Source organism: Streptomyces sp. NPDC127068 (assembly GCF_042724695.1).
In the GTDB taxonomy this organism is placed as follows: Bacteria; Actinomycetota; Actinomycetes; order Streptomycetales; family Streptomycetaceae; genus Streptomyces.
Map to the genome: position 1 here is coordinate 145,795 of NZ_JBHXEN010000003.1, position 14,582 is coordinate 160,376.

General features: G+C 74.5%; 10 protein-coding genes. 6 read left to right on the top strand and 4 right to left on the bottom strand.

Annotation, left to right across the window (positions count from 1 at the left end; genetic code table 11):
- Window positions 1-88: 88 nt before the first annotated feature.
- Window positions 89-685 carry a TetR/AcrR family transcriptional regulator gene (locus tag ACFWIA_RS02685; RefSeq protein WP_386999706.1) on the bottom strand — a complete coding sequence of 199 codons (597 nt, stop codon included), beginning with the start codon at window positions 683-685 and terminating at the stop codon, window positions 89-91.
- Between the two features lie 138 nt (window positions 686-823).
- Between ACFWIA_RS02685 and ACFWIA_RS02690 the strand changes: the two genes are divergently transcribed.
- From ACFWIA_RS02690 to ACFWIA_RS02705, 4 genes are read left to right on the top strand one after another with little or no spacing between them, the layout of a single operon-like run.
- Window positions 824-2,452: a TIGR02677 family protein gene (locus ACFWIA_RS02690; RefSeq protein WP_386999708.1), complete on the top strand. Its 1,629-nt coding sequence runs from the start codon at window positions 824-826 to the stop codon at window positions 2,450-2,452.
- The gene (locus ACFWIA_RS02695; RefSeq protein ID WP_386999710.1) at window positions 2,449-3,684 is read left to right on the top strand and encodes a TIGR02678 family protein; all 1,236 of its coding nucleotides are present in this window, start codon (window positions 2,449-2,451) and stop codon (window positions 3,682-3,684) included. Before ACFWIA_RS02690 ends, ACFWIA_RS02695 begins: the two co-directional genes overlap by 4 nt.
- Window positions 3,681-7,823 carry a TIGR02680 family protein gene (locus tag ACFWIA_RS02700; protein ID WP_386999711.1) on the top strand — a complete coding sequence of 1,381 codons (4,143 nt, stop codon included), beginning with the start codon at window positions 3,681-3,683 and terminating at the stop codon, window positions 7,821-7,823. The genes ACFWIA_RS02695 and ACFWIA_RS02700 overlap by 4 nt, the downstream gene beginning before the upstream one ends.
- A complete protein-coding gene (locus tag ACFWIA_RS02705) occupies window positions 7,814-9,052 on the top strand; it encodes a TIGR02679 family protein (protein ID WP_386999713.1) in 1,239 nt (412 codons plus the stop codon). The genes ACFWIA_RS02700 and ACFWIA_RS02705 overlap by 10 nt, the downstream gene beginning before the upstream one ends.
- A gap of 22 nt (window positions 9,053-9,074) precedes the next feature.
- Here ACFWIA_RS02705 and ACFWIA_RS02710 read toward each other — a convergent pair whose 3' ends face one another.
- Genes ACFWIA_RS02710 through ACFWIA_RS02720 form a run of 3 tightly spaced genes read right to left on the bottom strand, consistent with a single transcriptional unit; the run spans window position 9,075 to window position 11,848 of the window.
- Complete coding sequence (locus ACFWIA_RS02710; protein WP_386999715.1) at window positions 9,075-10,295, bottom strand: oxygenase MpaB family protein; 1,221 nt, start codon at window positions 10,293-10,295, stop codon at window positions 9,075-9,077.
- A gap of 54 nt (window positions 10,296-10,349) precedes the next feature.
- Complete coding sequence (locus ACFWIA_RS02715) at window positions 10,350-11,426, bottom strand: polyprenyl synthetase family protein (protein WP_386999843.1); 1,077 nt, start codon at window positions 11,424-11,426, stop codon at window positions 10,350-10,352.
- A gap of 59 nt (window positions 11,427-11,485) precedes the next feature.
- The gene (locus ACFWIA_RS02720; RefSeq protein WP_386999717.1) at window positions 11,486-11,848 is read right to left on the bottom strand and encodes a hypothetical protein; all 363 of its coding nucleotides are present in this window, start codon (window positions 11,846-11,848) and stop codon (window positions 11,486-11,488) included.
- A 305-nt stretch (window positions 11,849-12,153) separates the two neighbouring features.
- On the opposite strand from ACFWIA_RS02720, the gene ACFWIA_RS02725 reads away from it, so the two are divergent.
- Window positions 12,154-13,371 carry an MFS transporter gene (locus ACFWIA_RS02725; RefSeq protein ID WP_386999719.1) on the top strand — a complete coding sequence of 406 codons (1,218 nt, stop codon included), beginning with the start codon at window positions 12,154-12,156 and terminating at the stop codon, window positions 13,369-13,371.
- A complete protein-coding gene (locus ACFWIA_RS02730) occupies window positions 13,368-14,465 on the top strand; it encodes a sugar ABC transporter permease (protein WP_386999721.1) in 1,098 nt (365 codons plus the stop codon). Before ACFWIA_RS02725 ends, ACFWIA_RS02730 begins: the two co-directional genes overlap by 4 nt.
- The last annotated feature ends 117 nt before the right edge of the window (window positions 14,466-14,582 follow it).

The following is a 14,582-nucleotide window of genomic DNA, read 5'->3' on the forward strand; positions in this document are numbered from 1 at the left end:
ACCCCCGGGGTGTCCGGGGGTGGTGTGGACGAGGAAGTGGGTAATGCGGGTGGTGCGGGCAGTGCAGGTGGTGGGTGGCGGTCGGGGGTCAGGGGGCCAGGGCGACCGCTCCGGTGGCGACGATCCGCCGCAGGATGTCCTCCGGTGCGCCCGACTGGGCCGCGACCCGCATGCCGTAGATCGTGGACGCCACGTACCAGGCGAGGGCGTGGGGGTCCTCGGGCGAGGTGATGGAGCCGTCCCGCTGCCCGCCCCGGATGACGGACCGTAGCGCGAGGAGTCGCCGTTCCTTGTCCTTGTCCAGGATCGCGGCCGTCTCGGGGTCGTCGTACGCCAGTGCGGTGATGGTGTTCACCGTGAAGCAGCCGGACCCGTAACCCTCGCGTCGACTCTCCAACTCCGCCTCGACGATGGCCTCCAGGAGTGCCTGGACCCGGCCGAGTCCGTCCGGGCCGGCGTTCTCCATGATGCTGACCTGTCGGGCGCCGGTGGTGTCCATGTAGTGGCTGAGGCAGCGGCGGAACAGGTGCGACTTGGAGGTGAAGGTGTTGTACACGCTGCTGCGTCCGAGTCCGGTGGCCTGACACAGGTCCTCCGTCGTCGCCCCCTCGTACCCCTTGAGCCAGAAGACCCGGCACGCGGCCTCCACGGCCCGGCCCTCGTCGAATGTCCGCGGTCTGCCCACGTCGGTGACTCTACTGTTTTGGAACGTCTAGAACAATACTTGGTCCGATGCGGCTCCCGTCACTCCCGCGGCCCGGCGAACGGGCAGGCTGACCGGTTCCCCCCACGGCTGCCGCGCGATGAGACAGAATGACCGGCAATGACCGTGAGTACCGCCGGCACCGGACCCCGTCCGAACGGCTACAGCCCCTTCGCCCACCTGACCGTCCAGAACACCGCGCTCTACCGGCAGGTGATGCGGGTGTTCGTCGAAGCCAAGCAACGCTACGCGGTGCACCTGAGGCCGGAGGACGTGCACGCCGCGCTGCCGGTCGAGGAACGGCCCGCCGATCCGGACGCCGTGGTCAAAGCACTGGACAGCCTCGTCGGTTGGGGGAACCTCCGGGCGGACGCCGACACCGGACGCGTCACCGCCGTCGAGGACTTCTACCGGAAGCGGTTCATCTACCAACTCACCCGGGCGGGCGAGGCCGCCGAAGAGGCGCTGACCGGCTACGACGAGGCGCTCGGCCGGCGCGGCGCACTCCAGGCGGTGGCCCTCCACGACATCGTCACCCAACTCCGGGCCCTGCTGGTGCTCGCCTCGGACGAGCCGCCCGACCCGGCCCGGGTGCACCTCGCGCTCGACGCCCTGGCCAGCCGGTTCGGCGCGCTCGCCGACAACGCCCGGGCGTTCATGGGGTCCCTGCAACGCACCATCGACCTGCACGACGTCACGGAGGAGGCGTTCCTCGCCTACAAGGACCGGCTCATCCAGTACCTGGAGCGCTTCATCCAGGACCTGATCACCCTCGGCGGCCGGATCGCCCAGCTGATCCAGGAACTGGAGCGGGACGGCCGGATCGAAGCGCTGCTGCGGGCCGCCGCGGTCCGCGAAGCCCTCGACGCCGCCCCCGGGGAAGGCGCCGAGACGGAACGCGCGACCCAGGAGGCGTACCACCGCTGGGCCGCCCGCTGGACCGGACTCGGGTCCTGGTTCATCACCCGCGACGGCCGGGAGTCCCAAGCCCGGCTGCTGCGCGGCCGGGCGCTGGGCGCGGTGCCCCAACTGCTGGCCGTGGTCCGCGTGCTCGGGGAGCGCCGGGCCGGTCGCTCCGACCGTTCGGCCGACCTCCGGACCCTGGCCCGCTGGTTCGCCGAGGCCCCCGACGACGCCTCCCGGCACCGGCTCTGGCGCACCGCCTTCGGTCTCTACCCCGCCCGCCACCTCACCGTCGACGCCGACACCCTCGCCGCCCGCGCCGACCGACCGGTACCCGCCGCCACCGGCTGGGCGGCGGCCGAGCCCCTGCGGATCAGTCCGCAACTGCGCCGCACCGGCAGCTACGAACGGCGCGGCAAGCCCCGCAAGGTGGAGGACCGCCGGGAGCAGCGCCGCCACCTGGCCGAGGTCGCGGCCCGACAGACCGCCGAAACGGCCGCGGCCCGGGCCCGGCTCGCCGCCCGGGGCGCGGGCCGGCTGTCCGAACTCGGCGAACTCGACCCCGCCGCCTTCGGGCTCTTCCTGCGCCTCCTCGGCGATGCCCTGGCCACCTGGCGACCCGGCCTCCGACACACCGTCGCCACCAGCAACGACGGTTCCCTACAGATCCGCCTCAGCCTCCTCGACGACGGCGGCACCGCCGAGGTCCGCACCCCGGGCGGCGTCTTCCGGGGGCCCGACCACCGCATCGAGATCACCGACCGCACCGCCGGCCCCGCAGGCCCCTTGGTCGTGGACGCCCCGGCACCGGCCGACGACACGGACGACGGAAGGGAAGAACGGTGACCACGCCGCTCGCAGAGGTACTCGACGGGCAGCACGCCGCCGAACTGCGCAGGGCGGCCCGCGCCCTGCTGAAACAGCCCCTCCTGCTCGCCCGCGGCCGGTACGCCGACGAGTTCCGGCTGGTCCGCCGGCACGCCGCCGACCTCAGACAGTGGTTCGACCGCAACACCGGCTGGCCCCTCCAGGTCGACGCCCAGGCCGCCCGGCTGCGCAAGATACCCGGGGTCCGCAGCGACCCCACCCACCCGGCGCGCGAGGCCACCCGTTCCGGCGCCCCCTTCACCCGGCGACGCTACGTCCTGCTGTGCCTCGCCCTGGCCGCCCTGGAACGGGGCGAGTCGCAGATCGCCCTCGGCCGCCTCGCCGACCAAGTCGTCCTCGATGCCGCCGACCCCGAACTCGCCTCCCACGGAATCGAGTTCACCCTCGACCGGCGTGACGAACGGCTCGACCTCGCCGCCGTCGTCCGCCTCCTGCTGCACCTGGGCGTCCTGCGCCGGGTCTCCGGCGACGAGGACGCCTACGTCAGCGGAGCGGGAGACGTGCTGTACGACGTCGAGCGGCGGGTGCTCGCCGGACTGCTCGCCGGCCACCGCGGGCCCTCCACCGTGCAGGCCCGCACCCTCGACGCACGGATCGACGAACTCGCCGCGGAGACCTTCCTCGACAGCGACGAACTGCGGTTCCGGGCGATGCGCCACACGCTCACCCGCCGGCTCCTGGACGACCCGGTCGTCTACTACGACGAGCTGACCGACGCCGAACTCGGCTACCTCACCCGGCAACGCGGTTTCCTCACCACCCGCATCACCGAACTCACCGGACTGGTCCCCGAGATCCGCGCCGAGGGCATCGCCATGGTCGACCCCGAGGACGACCTCACCGACCTCCGGATGCCGGAACAGGGCACCCACGGCCATGTGACCCTGCTCCTCGCCGAACACCTCTCCCGCGCCGCCGGCCCCGTCACCCCCGCGGAACTCGCCCGCCGGGTGCGCGAACTGGCCGACGAACACGGCGGGTTCTGGGCGAAGTCGGCCCGCGAACCGGGCACCGAGAACGAACTCGTCGGCCATGCCGTGTCCCGCCTCACCGCACTCGGTCTGGTCACCTCCACCGACCGCGGGGTGGAACCGCGTCCCGCCCTGGCCCGCTACGCGGTCGGGGCACCCGTCGTACTCGAACCCGGCAGCCCCCGCCCGCCGGCCCAGCGAAAGGCCCGCCGGCCGTGACCACCGCCCTGCCCACCCCGGACCGCGCACGCTGGCAACCCCAGCGCATCGGACTCGTCGACCTCTTCCACTACGACGTCGAGGAGTTCCACTTCCGTGCCGGCCGCCTGCTGCTGCGCGGGAACAACGGCACCGGCAAGTCCAAGGTGCTCGCCCTCACCCTGCCGTTCCTGCTCGACGGCGACCTCAGCCCCCGGCGGGTCGAGCCCGACGGCGACCCCGGCAAACGGATGGAGTGGAACCTGCTGCTCGGCGGGGAGCACCCGCACTCCGAGCGCCTCGGCTACACCTGGATCGAGTTCGGCAGGCGCGACGAGACCACCGGCGAACACCACTTCCGCACCCTGCTGTGCGGACTCAAGGCCGTCAGCGGACGCGGCATCGCCCGGCACTGGTACGCCGTCACCAGCCAGCGCGTCGACCACCGCGGCAGCGGACCCGGCGAGGGCACCCTGAGCCTGCTGGACGCCACCGGCACCGCCCTGTCCCGGGACCGGCTGGCCGAGGCGGTGGCCGACCACGGCATGGTGTACGACCAGGCCAGGACCTACCGCCGGGCGGTGGACGAAACGCTCTTCGGCCTGGGACCCCAGCGCTACGCGGCCCTGGTCGACCTCCTGATCCAACTGCGCCAACCGCAACTCTCCAAACGCCCCAACGAGAAGGCGCTGTCGCGGGCCCTCACCGAGGCGCTGCCCCCCATGGACCAGGCCGTCATCGCCGATGTGGCCGAGGCGTTCCGCTCCCTGGACGAGGAGAAGGACGAACTGACGGCCGCGACCTCCGCCGAGCGGGCCTCCGCCGCGTTCCTGGAGCACTACCGGCGGTACGCACGGATCGCCGCCCGTCGCCGGGCCCGTCTGCCGCGCACCGAACACTCCCGCTACGAACAGCTGCAACGCGACCTTTCCGACGCCCAGTCCCGCCGCGCCGAAGCGGAGGAGGCCAGAGCAGCGGCCGAAACCCGCATCACCGACCTGGAGGACACCCACACCCGTCTCTCCGCACAGGACGCAGCGCTGCGCGAAGGCCCCGAGATGCGCAGCGCCAAGGAACTCGACCGGGCGGCCCTGACCGTACGCAGCACCGCACAAGCCCGCAGCCGCGCCCTGGAGGACCGACAGCAGGCCGTCGCCCACCACACCCGGGCCGTCCAGCGGCTCGGCGCCGCCGAGCAACGACTCGACAGCGCGGCGCGGCTCGCCGAGGACACCTTCCGACAGGCCCGCGACACGGCGTCGGCGGCCAGCACCGAACTGCCCGCCGACGACCGGCTCCCGGTCCCGGAACTGCGTCGGGCCGCGGACGCCGCCCGGGAACGACGACACCGGGCCGTGGACCACCTCGACGCCCTCGCGAGGGTCGCCGACGAGGCCGCCGAGCACCGCCGTCGCGACGCCGTCCGGCTGGACGAGGCAGCCGCCGACCTCGCTCACGCGGCCGAGGCCCAACAGGAGGCGGAGCAGGGCGTCGAGACGGCGGGCCGGGCCCTGCTGGACGAGGTCAGGGAACGGGCCCGGCGCTGGACCGAACTGGCCCTGCCCGACCTGCCCGGAGTGCTGGACGGCCTCCAGGAGTGGGTGCGCCGACTGGACGGGCCCTATCCCGTACGCGCCGGGGCCGCCCGGGCCCACACCGGCGCCTCGGCCGAACTCGCCGGGCGCACCGCCCGCACCGAACGCCGCCGCGCCGAACTCGGGGACGGCATGGACCGGGCCCAGCGGGAGGTGGCCGCCCTGGAGGCGGGCGGACCCCGGGCACCCGGCGCGCCGGTCACCAGGACGCCCGGCCTCCGCGACCGGATGCCGGGTGCACCCCTGTGGCGGCTGGTGGACTTCCACGACGGGCTCGACCAGCCGCAACGCGCCGGACTGGAAGCCGCGTTGGAGGCGTCCGGGCTGCTGGACGCCTGGGTCCTGCCGGACGGTTCCGTCCTGGCCGCCGACGGCCATGACGTCCTGCTCGCCCCGACGACCGGTCCCCTCCCCGGGGGCTCCCTCGCCGCACTGCTGCGGGTGGCCGTCGACCCGGCGGACACCCGGGCCGCCACGGTCGGCGCGGACACGGTGACCCTGCTGCTGTCCACGATCGGCGCCGGGCCGCACAGCGGCGGCAGCACCTGGGCCGCCGTCGACGGACACTTCCGGGTGGGCGCCCTGACCGGTCGGTGGGCCAAGACGGCGGCCGAGTACATCGGCGCGGGTGCCCGGGAGGCGGCCCGCCGCGCCCGCCTCGACGTGCTGCACGCCGAACTCGCCACGCTCCGCACCGAAGCACGGGCCGTCGAGGCCGAACTGACGGCCCTGACGGTCCGCCGCCGCACCCTGGACGACGAACTGGCCGACGTACCCGACGAACACGCCCTCACCCGGGCGCACGCCGCGGTGGCCGCCGCGGCCGAGCTGGCGCGCCGGGCCCGCCTGCGGCACACGGAACGCGCAACGGCCCTGCACCGGACGACGGAACTCGCCGAGGTGTCGGCCGCCGAACTCACCAGCACCGCGGCCGACCTCGGACTACCCGCCGACCCGACGGGCCGGGCCGCCCTGCGCAAGGCGCTCGGCACGCTCGCCGAGGTGCTGGCCGCCCTGTGGCCGGCGCTGCGGGCCCGCGACGAGATCGCCGCCCAGGTGGGGGAGGAACACGGGGAACGCGACCGGGCACAGGAGCGGGTCGACCACCTCACCACCCGGGCGCACGACGCCGCCCGGGACGCCGCTGCGGCGGACGAACGGCACACCACCCTCCGGGCCACGGTGGGCGCCGCCGTCGCCGACCTCCAACGACAACTGGCCGAGAACGCCGCGGCCCGCACCGCCTGCACGGCGGAGCAGCGCCGTGCCCGGACGGAGCACACGGAGGCGGACCGGGCGGCCAGCCGGGCGGAGGGGCAGATCGAGAAGCTCGACGAAGGGCTCGACAGGGCGACCGAGGCCCGCACCGCGGCGATCGCCGCACTCCAGCGGTTCACCGGCACCGGACTGATCGCGGTCGCCCTACCGGACCTGCCCGTGCCCGCCGCGGACGCCGGACCCTGGGCCGCCACCCCCGCCGTCGCGTTCGCCAGGGCCGTCGAAGCCGGACTGTCCGCGACCGACGACTCGGACGCCGCCTGGGAACGCGTACAGGGCCATCTGAGCAGGGAACTCAAGAGCCTCCAGGACACCCTGTCCCGGCACGGCCACTCGGCGTCCGCCCGGATGGTCGAGGACGGCATGGTGGTCGACATCGTCTACCAGGGACGCGAGCGGGCCGTACCGGAACTGGCCGGGGCGCTGGCCCTGGAGGTCGCCGAACTCACCCGCATCCTCTCGGCCCGGGAACGCGAGGTACTGGAAACCCACCTGATCACCGAAGTGGCCGGCACCCTCCAAGAGCTGATCGGCGCTGCGGAACGCCAAGTGCGCGACATGAACGCCGAGTTGGAGGAGCGACCCACCTCCACCGGCATGCGGCTGCGGCTGGTCTGGCGGGCGTCGCGCACGGCCCCCGCCGGTCTGGCCGAGGCCGGCCGACGCCTGCGCCAGTCGGCCGACGCCTGGAGCGCCGAGGACCGGGTGGCGGTGGGGGAGTTCCTCCAGGCGCAGATCGCCCGCCAACACACCGAGGACGCTTCGGGCAGCTGGCTCGAACACCTCTCCGCGGCACTCGACTACCGGTCCTGGCACGAGTTCGCCGTGGAACGCCACCAACACGGCCGGTGGGTCACCGCGACCGGCCCCGCCTCGGGCGGCGAACGGGTCCTCGCCGTCTCCGTCCCCCTGTTCGCCGCGGCCTCCTCCCACTACGCGACCGCGGGCAGCCCGTACGCCCCGCGCCTGGTCACCCTGGACGAGGCGTTCGCCGGGGTGGACGACGACTCCCGCGCCAAATGCCTCGGACTGCTGCACGCCTTCGACCTCGATGTGGTCATGACCAGCGAACGGGAATGGGCCTGCTACCCGCAGGTGCCCGGCATCGCCGTCGCCCAACTGTCGCGGATCGACGAGGTGGCCGCCGTCCTCGTCACCCGCTGGGAATGGGACGGCCACCGGGTCCGACCCGGCGTCGAACCCGCACGGACGCCGATCACCCTGCCCGAGCAGCGCACGGTGCAACCCGCGGGATCACCCGAAGGACCGGAGCCCCTGTGGACGTGACCCCCGGACCCGCCGGCGACACACCGCGCCTACGACGACTGCTCGGCGACCCCGGTCTCGACTGGTTCGTCACCCGGGCGCGCCGCCGCCTCGAACGCGGCCGACCGCTCACCGGCCCCGTTTCCCTGAGCACCCCCACCCCCGCACAGCGCGCGGCTGCCGAACGGCTGCTGGGCCGCACCCCCGGCACCGGACACTCGGTGTCGATCCGCCTGGAGGCGGTGGACGCCCTGCTGCGCCGCTCCGGCATCAGCCCGGACGGGCTGGCCGCCGCCGTCGCCCTGCTCACCGGGCCGGTCGTCTCCCGGGAAGCCGCCCGCGCCGCCGAGGAACGGGTCTGGCAGGAGGCGTACGCTCCGCTCGACCGGCTCGCGGTGGAGGTCCCCGGCTGCGCCGCATGGGCAGCCCGGGTCCGGGGCGACGGCCTGGTGCGCCGCCTCGCGGGCACGCCCGACGCGGCCCGCACCCTCCTGGAGCGGACCGTCGCCGCCCTGGGCCAGCTCCCCGCCGATCCACCGTTGTCCCTGGCCGCCTTCGCGGCCCGGACCTTCGGCAGCGCCCACGCTCTGGACGACGGCACCCCGCTGGCCACCCTCACCCTCTCCGGCGTCCGGGCGCTCACCGGGTTCGAGGACGGCACCGGAGCCGAGTGGCGGCGGGACGCCTGGGCATCGGCCGGACTGCTGCGCGACGCGCTGTCCTCGACCGTCCTCACCCTCAACCTCCGGGGCACCCCCGGCCTCGACTGGCAGGCCGACCAGGGCGAGCCCGCCGTGCTCACCCTGCGCCAACTCGTGCGCCACCCGCCCGCCGCCCGCACCGCGGTCGTCCGGGTCTGCGAGAACCCGGCCGTGCTCGCCGCCGCGGCCGACGCCCACGGCCCGGCCGCCGCACCCCTGGTCTGCCTCCAGGGACAGCCGTCCGCGGCGGCCCTCACCCTGCTGGGTCACCTCACCGACGGGGGGACGACCCTCCTGTACCACGGTGACTTCGACTGGGGCGGCCTGCGCATCGCGTCCGTCCTGCGGCGACGCGTGCCGTGGCGGCCCTGGCGCTACACCGCCGCCGACTACCGGGCCGCGGTGCTCGCCCGCCCCGAACGGCCACCGCTCACCGGCACGCCCGCCGACGCACCCTGGGACCCCGAACTGCCCATCGCCCTGGCCGAGTCGGGCGTCCGGGTGGAGGAGGAGACGGTACTGGAGGACCTGTTGTCCGACCTGGTCTGAGTCCGCAGTCGACGCCGTCGGGTCACTGCCGGGCGCTCGGGTCGGGGGTGAGCGGGGGAGGGGCCCAGCGGTCCAGCCGGGGCCGGGCGGAAGTGACGCCGTACTCGCCCTTGAGCCGCTCCGGGATGGCGTACTGCATCACCCGACCACGCGTCAGCGAACTGAGTTCGAACACACTGGTGTGGTGACCCAGCCGGTCCAACGCCCAGGCGGCGAGCGGAGACCGGTCCTCCAGGGCCTCCAGGACCCCGAGCAGCGCGGGAGCGGTCCGGATCGCGGAGTCCCACAGCGGCGAACGGGGCACTTGGAGCCAGTCGGCGCAGGTGTCCCCGACGAGGTAGCGGATCATGGCGGGCACCACCGGGTCGAAGACGGTTCCCGGCACGACCTCCTCGTACAGGTCGATGAGTTGCCGGGTGAGCCGGGCGCCCTCCGGCGAGGGGCCCATGTGGCGGCTCATGTACAGGTCGGAGAAGTGGCGGGCCTGCTCCAGGTTCTCGGGCATGTGGGCGAGGTCGATGCCGAGCATGGCGCCGACCACCCGCCAGGCGTAGAAGTAGGCGTCGGCGCCCTCGTTGGAGAGGTGGATGCCCAGCCGGTGCAGGGCGTCGAGGACCTGGATGGAGAACATCATCTGACCGCCGATCATGTCCTCCTGACAGATCGGCGTGCCCAGGCGTGCGACGTCCCAGAGGTTCTCCCGCTCCAGGTGGTGCCGGATCGAGGCGTGCAGCAGGCGGACCTTCTGGGCGGCCGGGATGAACCTGCTCCCGGCTTCGAAGGCGCCGGGCTGCATCAGGTAGACCGTGAACTGTCCGGTCTCCGCCATCCTCCGCGAGGGGTACTCCAGGGAATGGGTCGCGCTGAGCAGCTTCGCGATGTGCGGGACGACGTAGCAAGCGGGCATCGAGGCGAAGGACAGCGCCGTCGAGACGTGCACGTTGTTGTCGATGAAGAACAGCCGCGCCTTCTCCATCTCACCCCAGTCCACCCAGGACGGCGGCATCGCCGTCGCCTCCAGGTACTCCCGGGCCACGTCGGGTAGCCCCGGGGGCAGTTCCTGCCCCGCGGTGGAGAACCAGCGCATCAGCGTGTTGAACCTGCCCGCCTCCCCACGGGCGAAGAGTTCCGCGACCGTGGCGTCCGCCAACTCGTCGCCGACCAGCCGCAGGGCGTCGAGCGAACTCTCGGTGTACGGGGGAGTGGTCGGCCCGGCCGGTGCATCGGCAGCGTGGGGGTTCATGGGGGTGCTTCCTCTCGGGGATCGGAAGGGCGGTGCGCGGGACGGTCGCCGTGGTCAGGACGCGCGGGTCAGACAGTGCCGGGCCAGGTGGTGCAGGGCCTCGGCGGCGTGCGCGGGCAGCAGTCCCGCCCGTTCGCCGGCCGCCAGGGCGTCCGTGGCCGCCGCCGCCCGCGCGGTGATCAGCGCCTCGACCCCGCGGCGGGCCCCGGTGCGCTCCGCGATCGCCCGGAACCGGTCAAGATCCTCGGGCCCGATCTCGTCCCGTCGCCCCAACAGGACCTGGATCTCCTGCTGTTCGGCATCCGTCGCTGCCCGTCGCATCAGCGCCAGCAGGACCGTCGGCTTGGCGCCGCCGAGGTCGTCCAGATTGGACTTGCCCGTGCTGTCGGGCGCGCCGAACACGCCCAGCAGGTCGTCCCGCAACTGGAACGCCTCACCGAGCGGGACACCGTAGGCGCTGAACACCTCCCGCAGCGCCGGCGGCGCACCGCCCAGCAGGGCACCGATGTGCAACGGGTGCTCGACGGTGTACTTGGCGGTCTTGTACCGGACGATCTTCAGCGAGCCTTCCGGATCGGTCGCGACGGCGGGGCCCGGGCCGCTGCGCAGGACCTCCAGGCACTCCCCGGCGACCAACTCCCGGGCGAGCGTCGCCCACAGGGGGCGGGCCCGGTTGAGATAGGCGCTCGGCAGCCCGCAGTCGGTGAACAGCTGGCCCGACCAGGAGATCAGCAGATCGCCGGCGAGCAGGGCCAGGGCCCGCCCGGTGGCGCCCCGACCGGAGCCGCGCGTGAGCCGGTTCCGCGGCGGGGTCAGGGCCCGGTGCGCGGTGGGCACGCCGTGGCGCAGGGCGCTGCGGTCGATGAGGTCGTCGTGGACGACGGCCGCCGCGTGCACCAGCTCCACGCCCGCCGCGGCCCGCACGACGTCGTCCCCGTCCGCGCGCCCCGCCGCCCGCCAACCCCAGTAGCAGAACGCCGCCCGCAGCCGCTTGCCGTGGCCGACGATCGCCCGGAGCTGCTCTCCGAACGGTTTCAACTCCGGGTCCACCGCCTCCAGGAGGGCCGTCTCGCGCCGGACGAACGTCTCCAACTCGTGGTCGACCCTGGCCTTGAGCGCGCTCAGGGGCACGGACGGGGCGTCCGGGGTGCGCGGCTCCGCACCGGTGGCCCGCCCGGTCGCGGTGGCCGTCACCGGGTCGGATGCCCGGGTGCGCGGGAGGCGGCGTCCGTCGGCGCGGACTCCCGCGCCGCCGCACCGGCGCCGTCCGGGCCGGTGCGTTCCCGGGCCCGGTGCGCCAGGAGCTCCAGATGTGCCGGGGCGGACGCGGTGCGCACCGGGTCCAGCCCGCTGTTGCGGCCCCGCGCGAGGAGGTCCCGCCGCACATCGGCCGTCAGCTCACCCAGATCGGACCTGCCCAGCAGGGAGCGGACCCGGCGGAGCGCGTCCTCGGCGCGTTCCAGCACCAGGTCCACCGCTCCCGCCACCAGGAGAACCGCCTCGTCGGAGCGCCGTTCAGCGTCGTCCGGCCCGCTTCCGTGTTCCTGTGCCATGGTCTCCCCACCCGTGCGTCCGGCCCCGCCGCCCGATCCCTGAGGGACCCTCCGGGGCTGTTCGGGGACGAACTTCCCGCGGGCCGTACCGCTAAGCCGGAAGTCATCCGATCTGCTGTGGAACCCCTCGACTCCCGTACACGACAAGGGAACTCTGCTACCGCGCGACCCGCCCCGTACCCTCGGCGCACCCCTCCTGCGTGGTGCACACCACAACGAGCTGCGGGAACTCGGACGCCCGTGCGCACGACTACTGCTCGATGGGCCATTCGGCTACGGGGTCGACCTCGGGGAGGCAGGCGGACATGGGGGCGCTCAGCGCGCAACGGGCGCAGGACGGCGGGACGGACGACCGCGGTGGGGGCAGGGCGCTGACCGCCCTGCTGACCGTGGCCATGGCACTGTCCATGCTGCAACTGTTCCTGCTCGGCGTCCTCGGCCCGCGCCTCATGGACGACCTGGACGTCTCGGCGACGGTGCTGGGCCTCACCACGACGATCGGCTTCGGGACGGCCGCCGTGCTGTCTCCGGTCGGTGGCCGTGTGGTGGACCGCATCGGCCCGCGCCGGGCGTTGGTGGCGCTCCCCCTGATCACCGCGGTCGCCCTCGCACTGATCGCGTCCGCCCCCGGCGCGGGGCTCCTGCTCGCGGCGGTCGCCCTGGGCGGGCTGCCGCAGGCGTTGGCCAACCCGGCGACGAACAAGGCCATCCTCGCGGTCGTGCCGCCCGCCCGACGGGGCGCCACCACAGGACTGAAGCAGTCGGGCGTCCAACTCGGCGCCTTCGCGGCCGGGTTGCCGCTCGCCGCGCTGGCCGCTTCGGTGGGCTGGCGCGGCGCGGTGTGGGCGGCGGCCGGCCTGGCCGTGCTCGTCGCCGGCTGGGCGGCGCGCGTCCTGCCGCCCGACCCCCCGCCGCCGACCACGGCGGGACCCGCCCGGTTCCTCCCGCGCGGACACGTCGCCTGGCTCGCGGTGTTCTCCCTCTTCCTCGGCAGTGGCATCGCCTCGGTCAACACCTATGTGACCCTGTTCGGGGACGAGCGGCTCGACCTGGGGCCGACGGCCGCCGGGGCGCTGGTGGCGGTCCTCGGAGTCGCCGGCATCGCGGGCCGCATCGGCTGGTCCAAGGCCGCCCGACCGGACCGCGCGCACTGGCTGCCGGGCGGGCTCGCCCTCGGGTCCGTCGGCGCGGCGCTGCTGCTGGCGGCCTCGGTGCACGCGATGCCCCTGGCGTGGGTGGCGGCGGTGGCCGTCGGAGTGTTCGCCGTCTCCGGCAACGCGGTGTCCATGGTGCTCGTGATGCAGCGCGCCGCCCCGGGGCGCGCCGGGCAGGACTCCGCGCTGGTCGCCGCCGGCTTCTTCGCCGGCTTCGCGGTCGGGCCCCCGCTGTTCGGGCCGCTCGCGGAGGCCGGCCACTACGGAGCGGGCTGGCTGCTGGTGGCCGCGGAGTTCACGGTCGCCGCCGGCGTGGCGTACGCCTGGGCGATGCGTGACGGTCGGATCGCCGCCGGGACCACCTCGTGAGCGCCCCGGAGCAGGCCCTCGCCCAGGTGCTGGACCGGGTCCTGGTCACCCGGAAGGAAGTCGGGGAGCGCTTCCCCCTGTTCGCCGATCCGGACACCGGACGGTGGACTACCACCGGCCGCGGATCGTGGACCGGAGGTTTCTGGGCCGGTCTCCTGTGGCTACGGTCCCGTTGGACCGGAGCCGAGGACGACCGTGTCGCGGCGTCGGCCGTCACCCGTCGACTGGCCCCTTGGGCGTCGGCCGACACCGTGACGCGAGGGCTCATCCTCTGGTACGGAACCGCGCTCGCCGAGGGGGACGCGGAAGCGGCGGCGCTGCGCGCGCGGGCCGCCGAGGCATGCCTCGCCGCGGTGGACCCGCGGCTCGGGATCGTGCCCTGGGGGGCGGCCCTGGGCGGCGACCGGGAGCAGGCCCGGGCGGACGGCGTGCCCGGTACGGTGCAACTGCTGGCAGCCGCCGGGGCCGGGGGCGGTGCGGCGGCGGCCTCGCACCTGCACCGGCACCTGGACCTCTGCGTGGGGAGCCATTCGGGCGTCGGGGGCCGCGTGAGCTTCGGGGACGCCCTCGGCGCACCGCTGCGGCCCGCCTGGCGGCACACCGGGGCGGGGTGGGAGCCCTGCGCCGATCCGCCGCCCGGGTGGAGCCGGGGCCGCGCCTGGCTCCTGCTGGCGGTCGCCGACGCCTTGGGCCGCCCCGGGGAGGCCGACTGGCGTCCGGACGAGCTGGCCGGCGCGCTGCGCCGACTCCTGACCGACGGCGGGGCGCTCGTGCCGCCGGCCGACGACGCACTGCCCGGGGGGCCGCGCGACACCTCGGCCGCGGCGATCACCGCGGTCGCGCTGCTCAAGTTGGCCCGGGTGCCGGGGCAGGAGGCCGAGGGGCACGGGGAGCGTGCCGCGGCGATCCTGGACCGGCTGGTCGCGGGTCACCTGAGCGGGGCGGGCGGGGAGCGTCCCGCGGGCATGCTGCTCGACGGGTGCTATGACGCGGAGCGCGGTACTGCGGTGCGGCACGAACTCGTGTGGGGGGACTTCTTCTTGGCGCTCGGGCTCGCGGGGCGCTGTGGGGTGGTCGACCTCGGGGAGGTCTGATCGTCCCGTGCGTGGTGCGTGGTGCGTGGTGCGGTGCGGGTGCGCTGGGGTTGCCCGCGCCGTTCCCCGCGCCCCTTCGGGGCACTTCCGTGCGGGTGCGCCGTTCTGTGCGGGTGC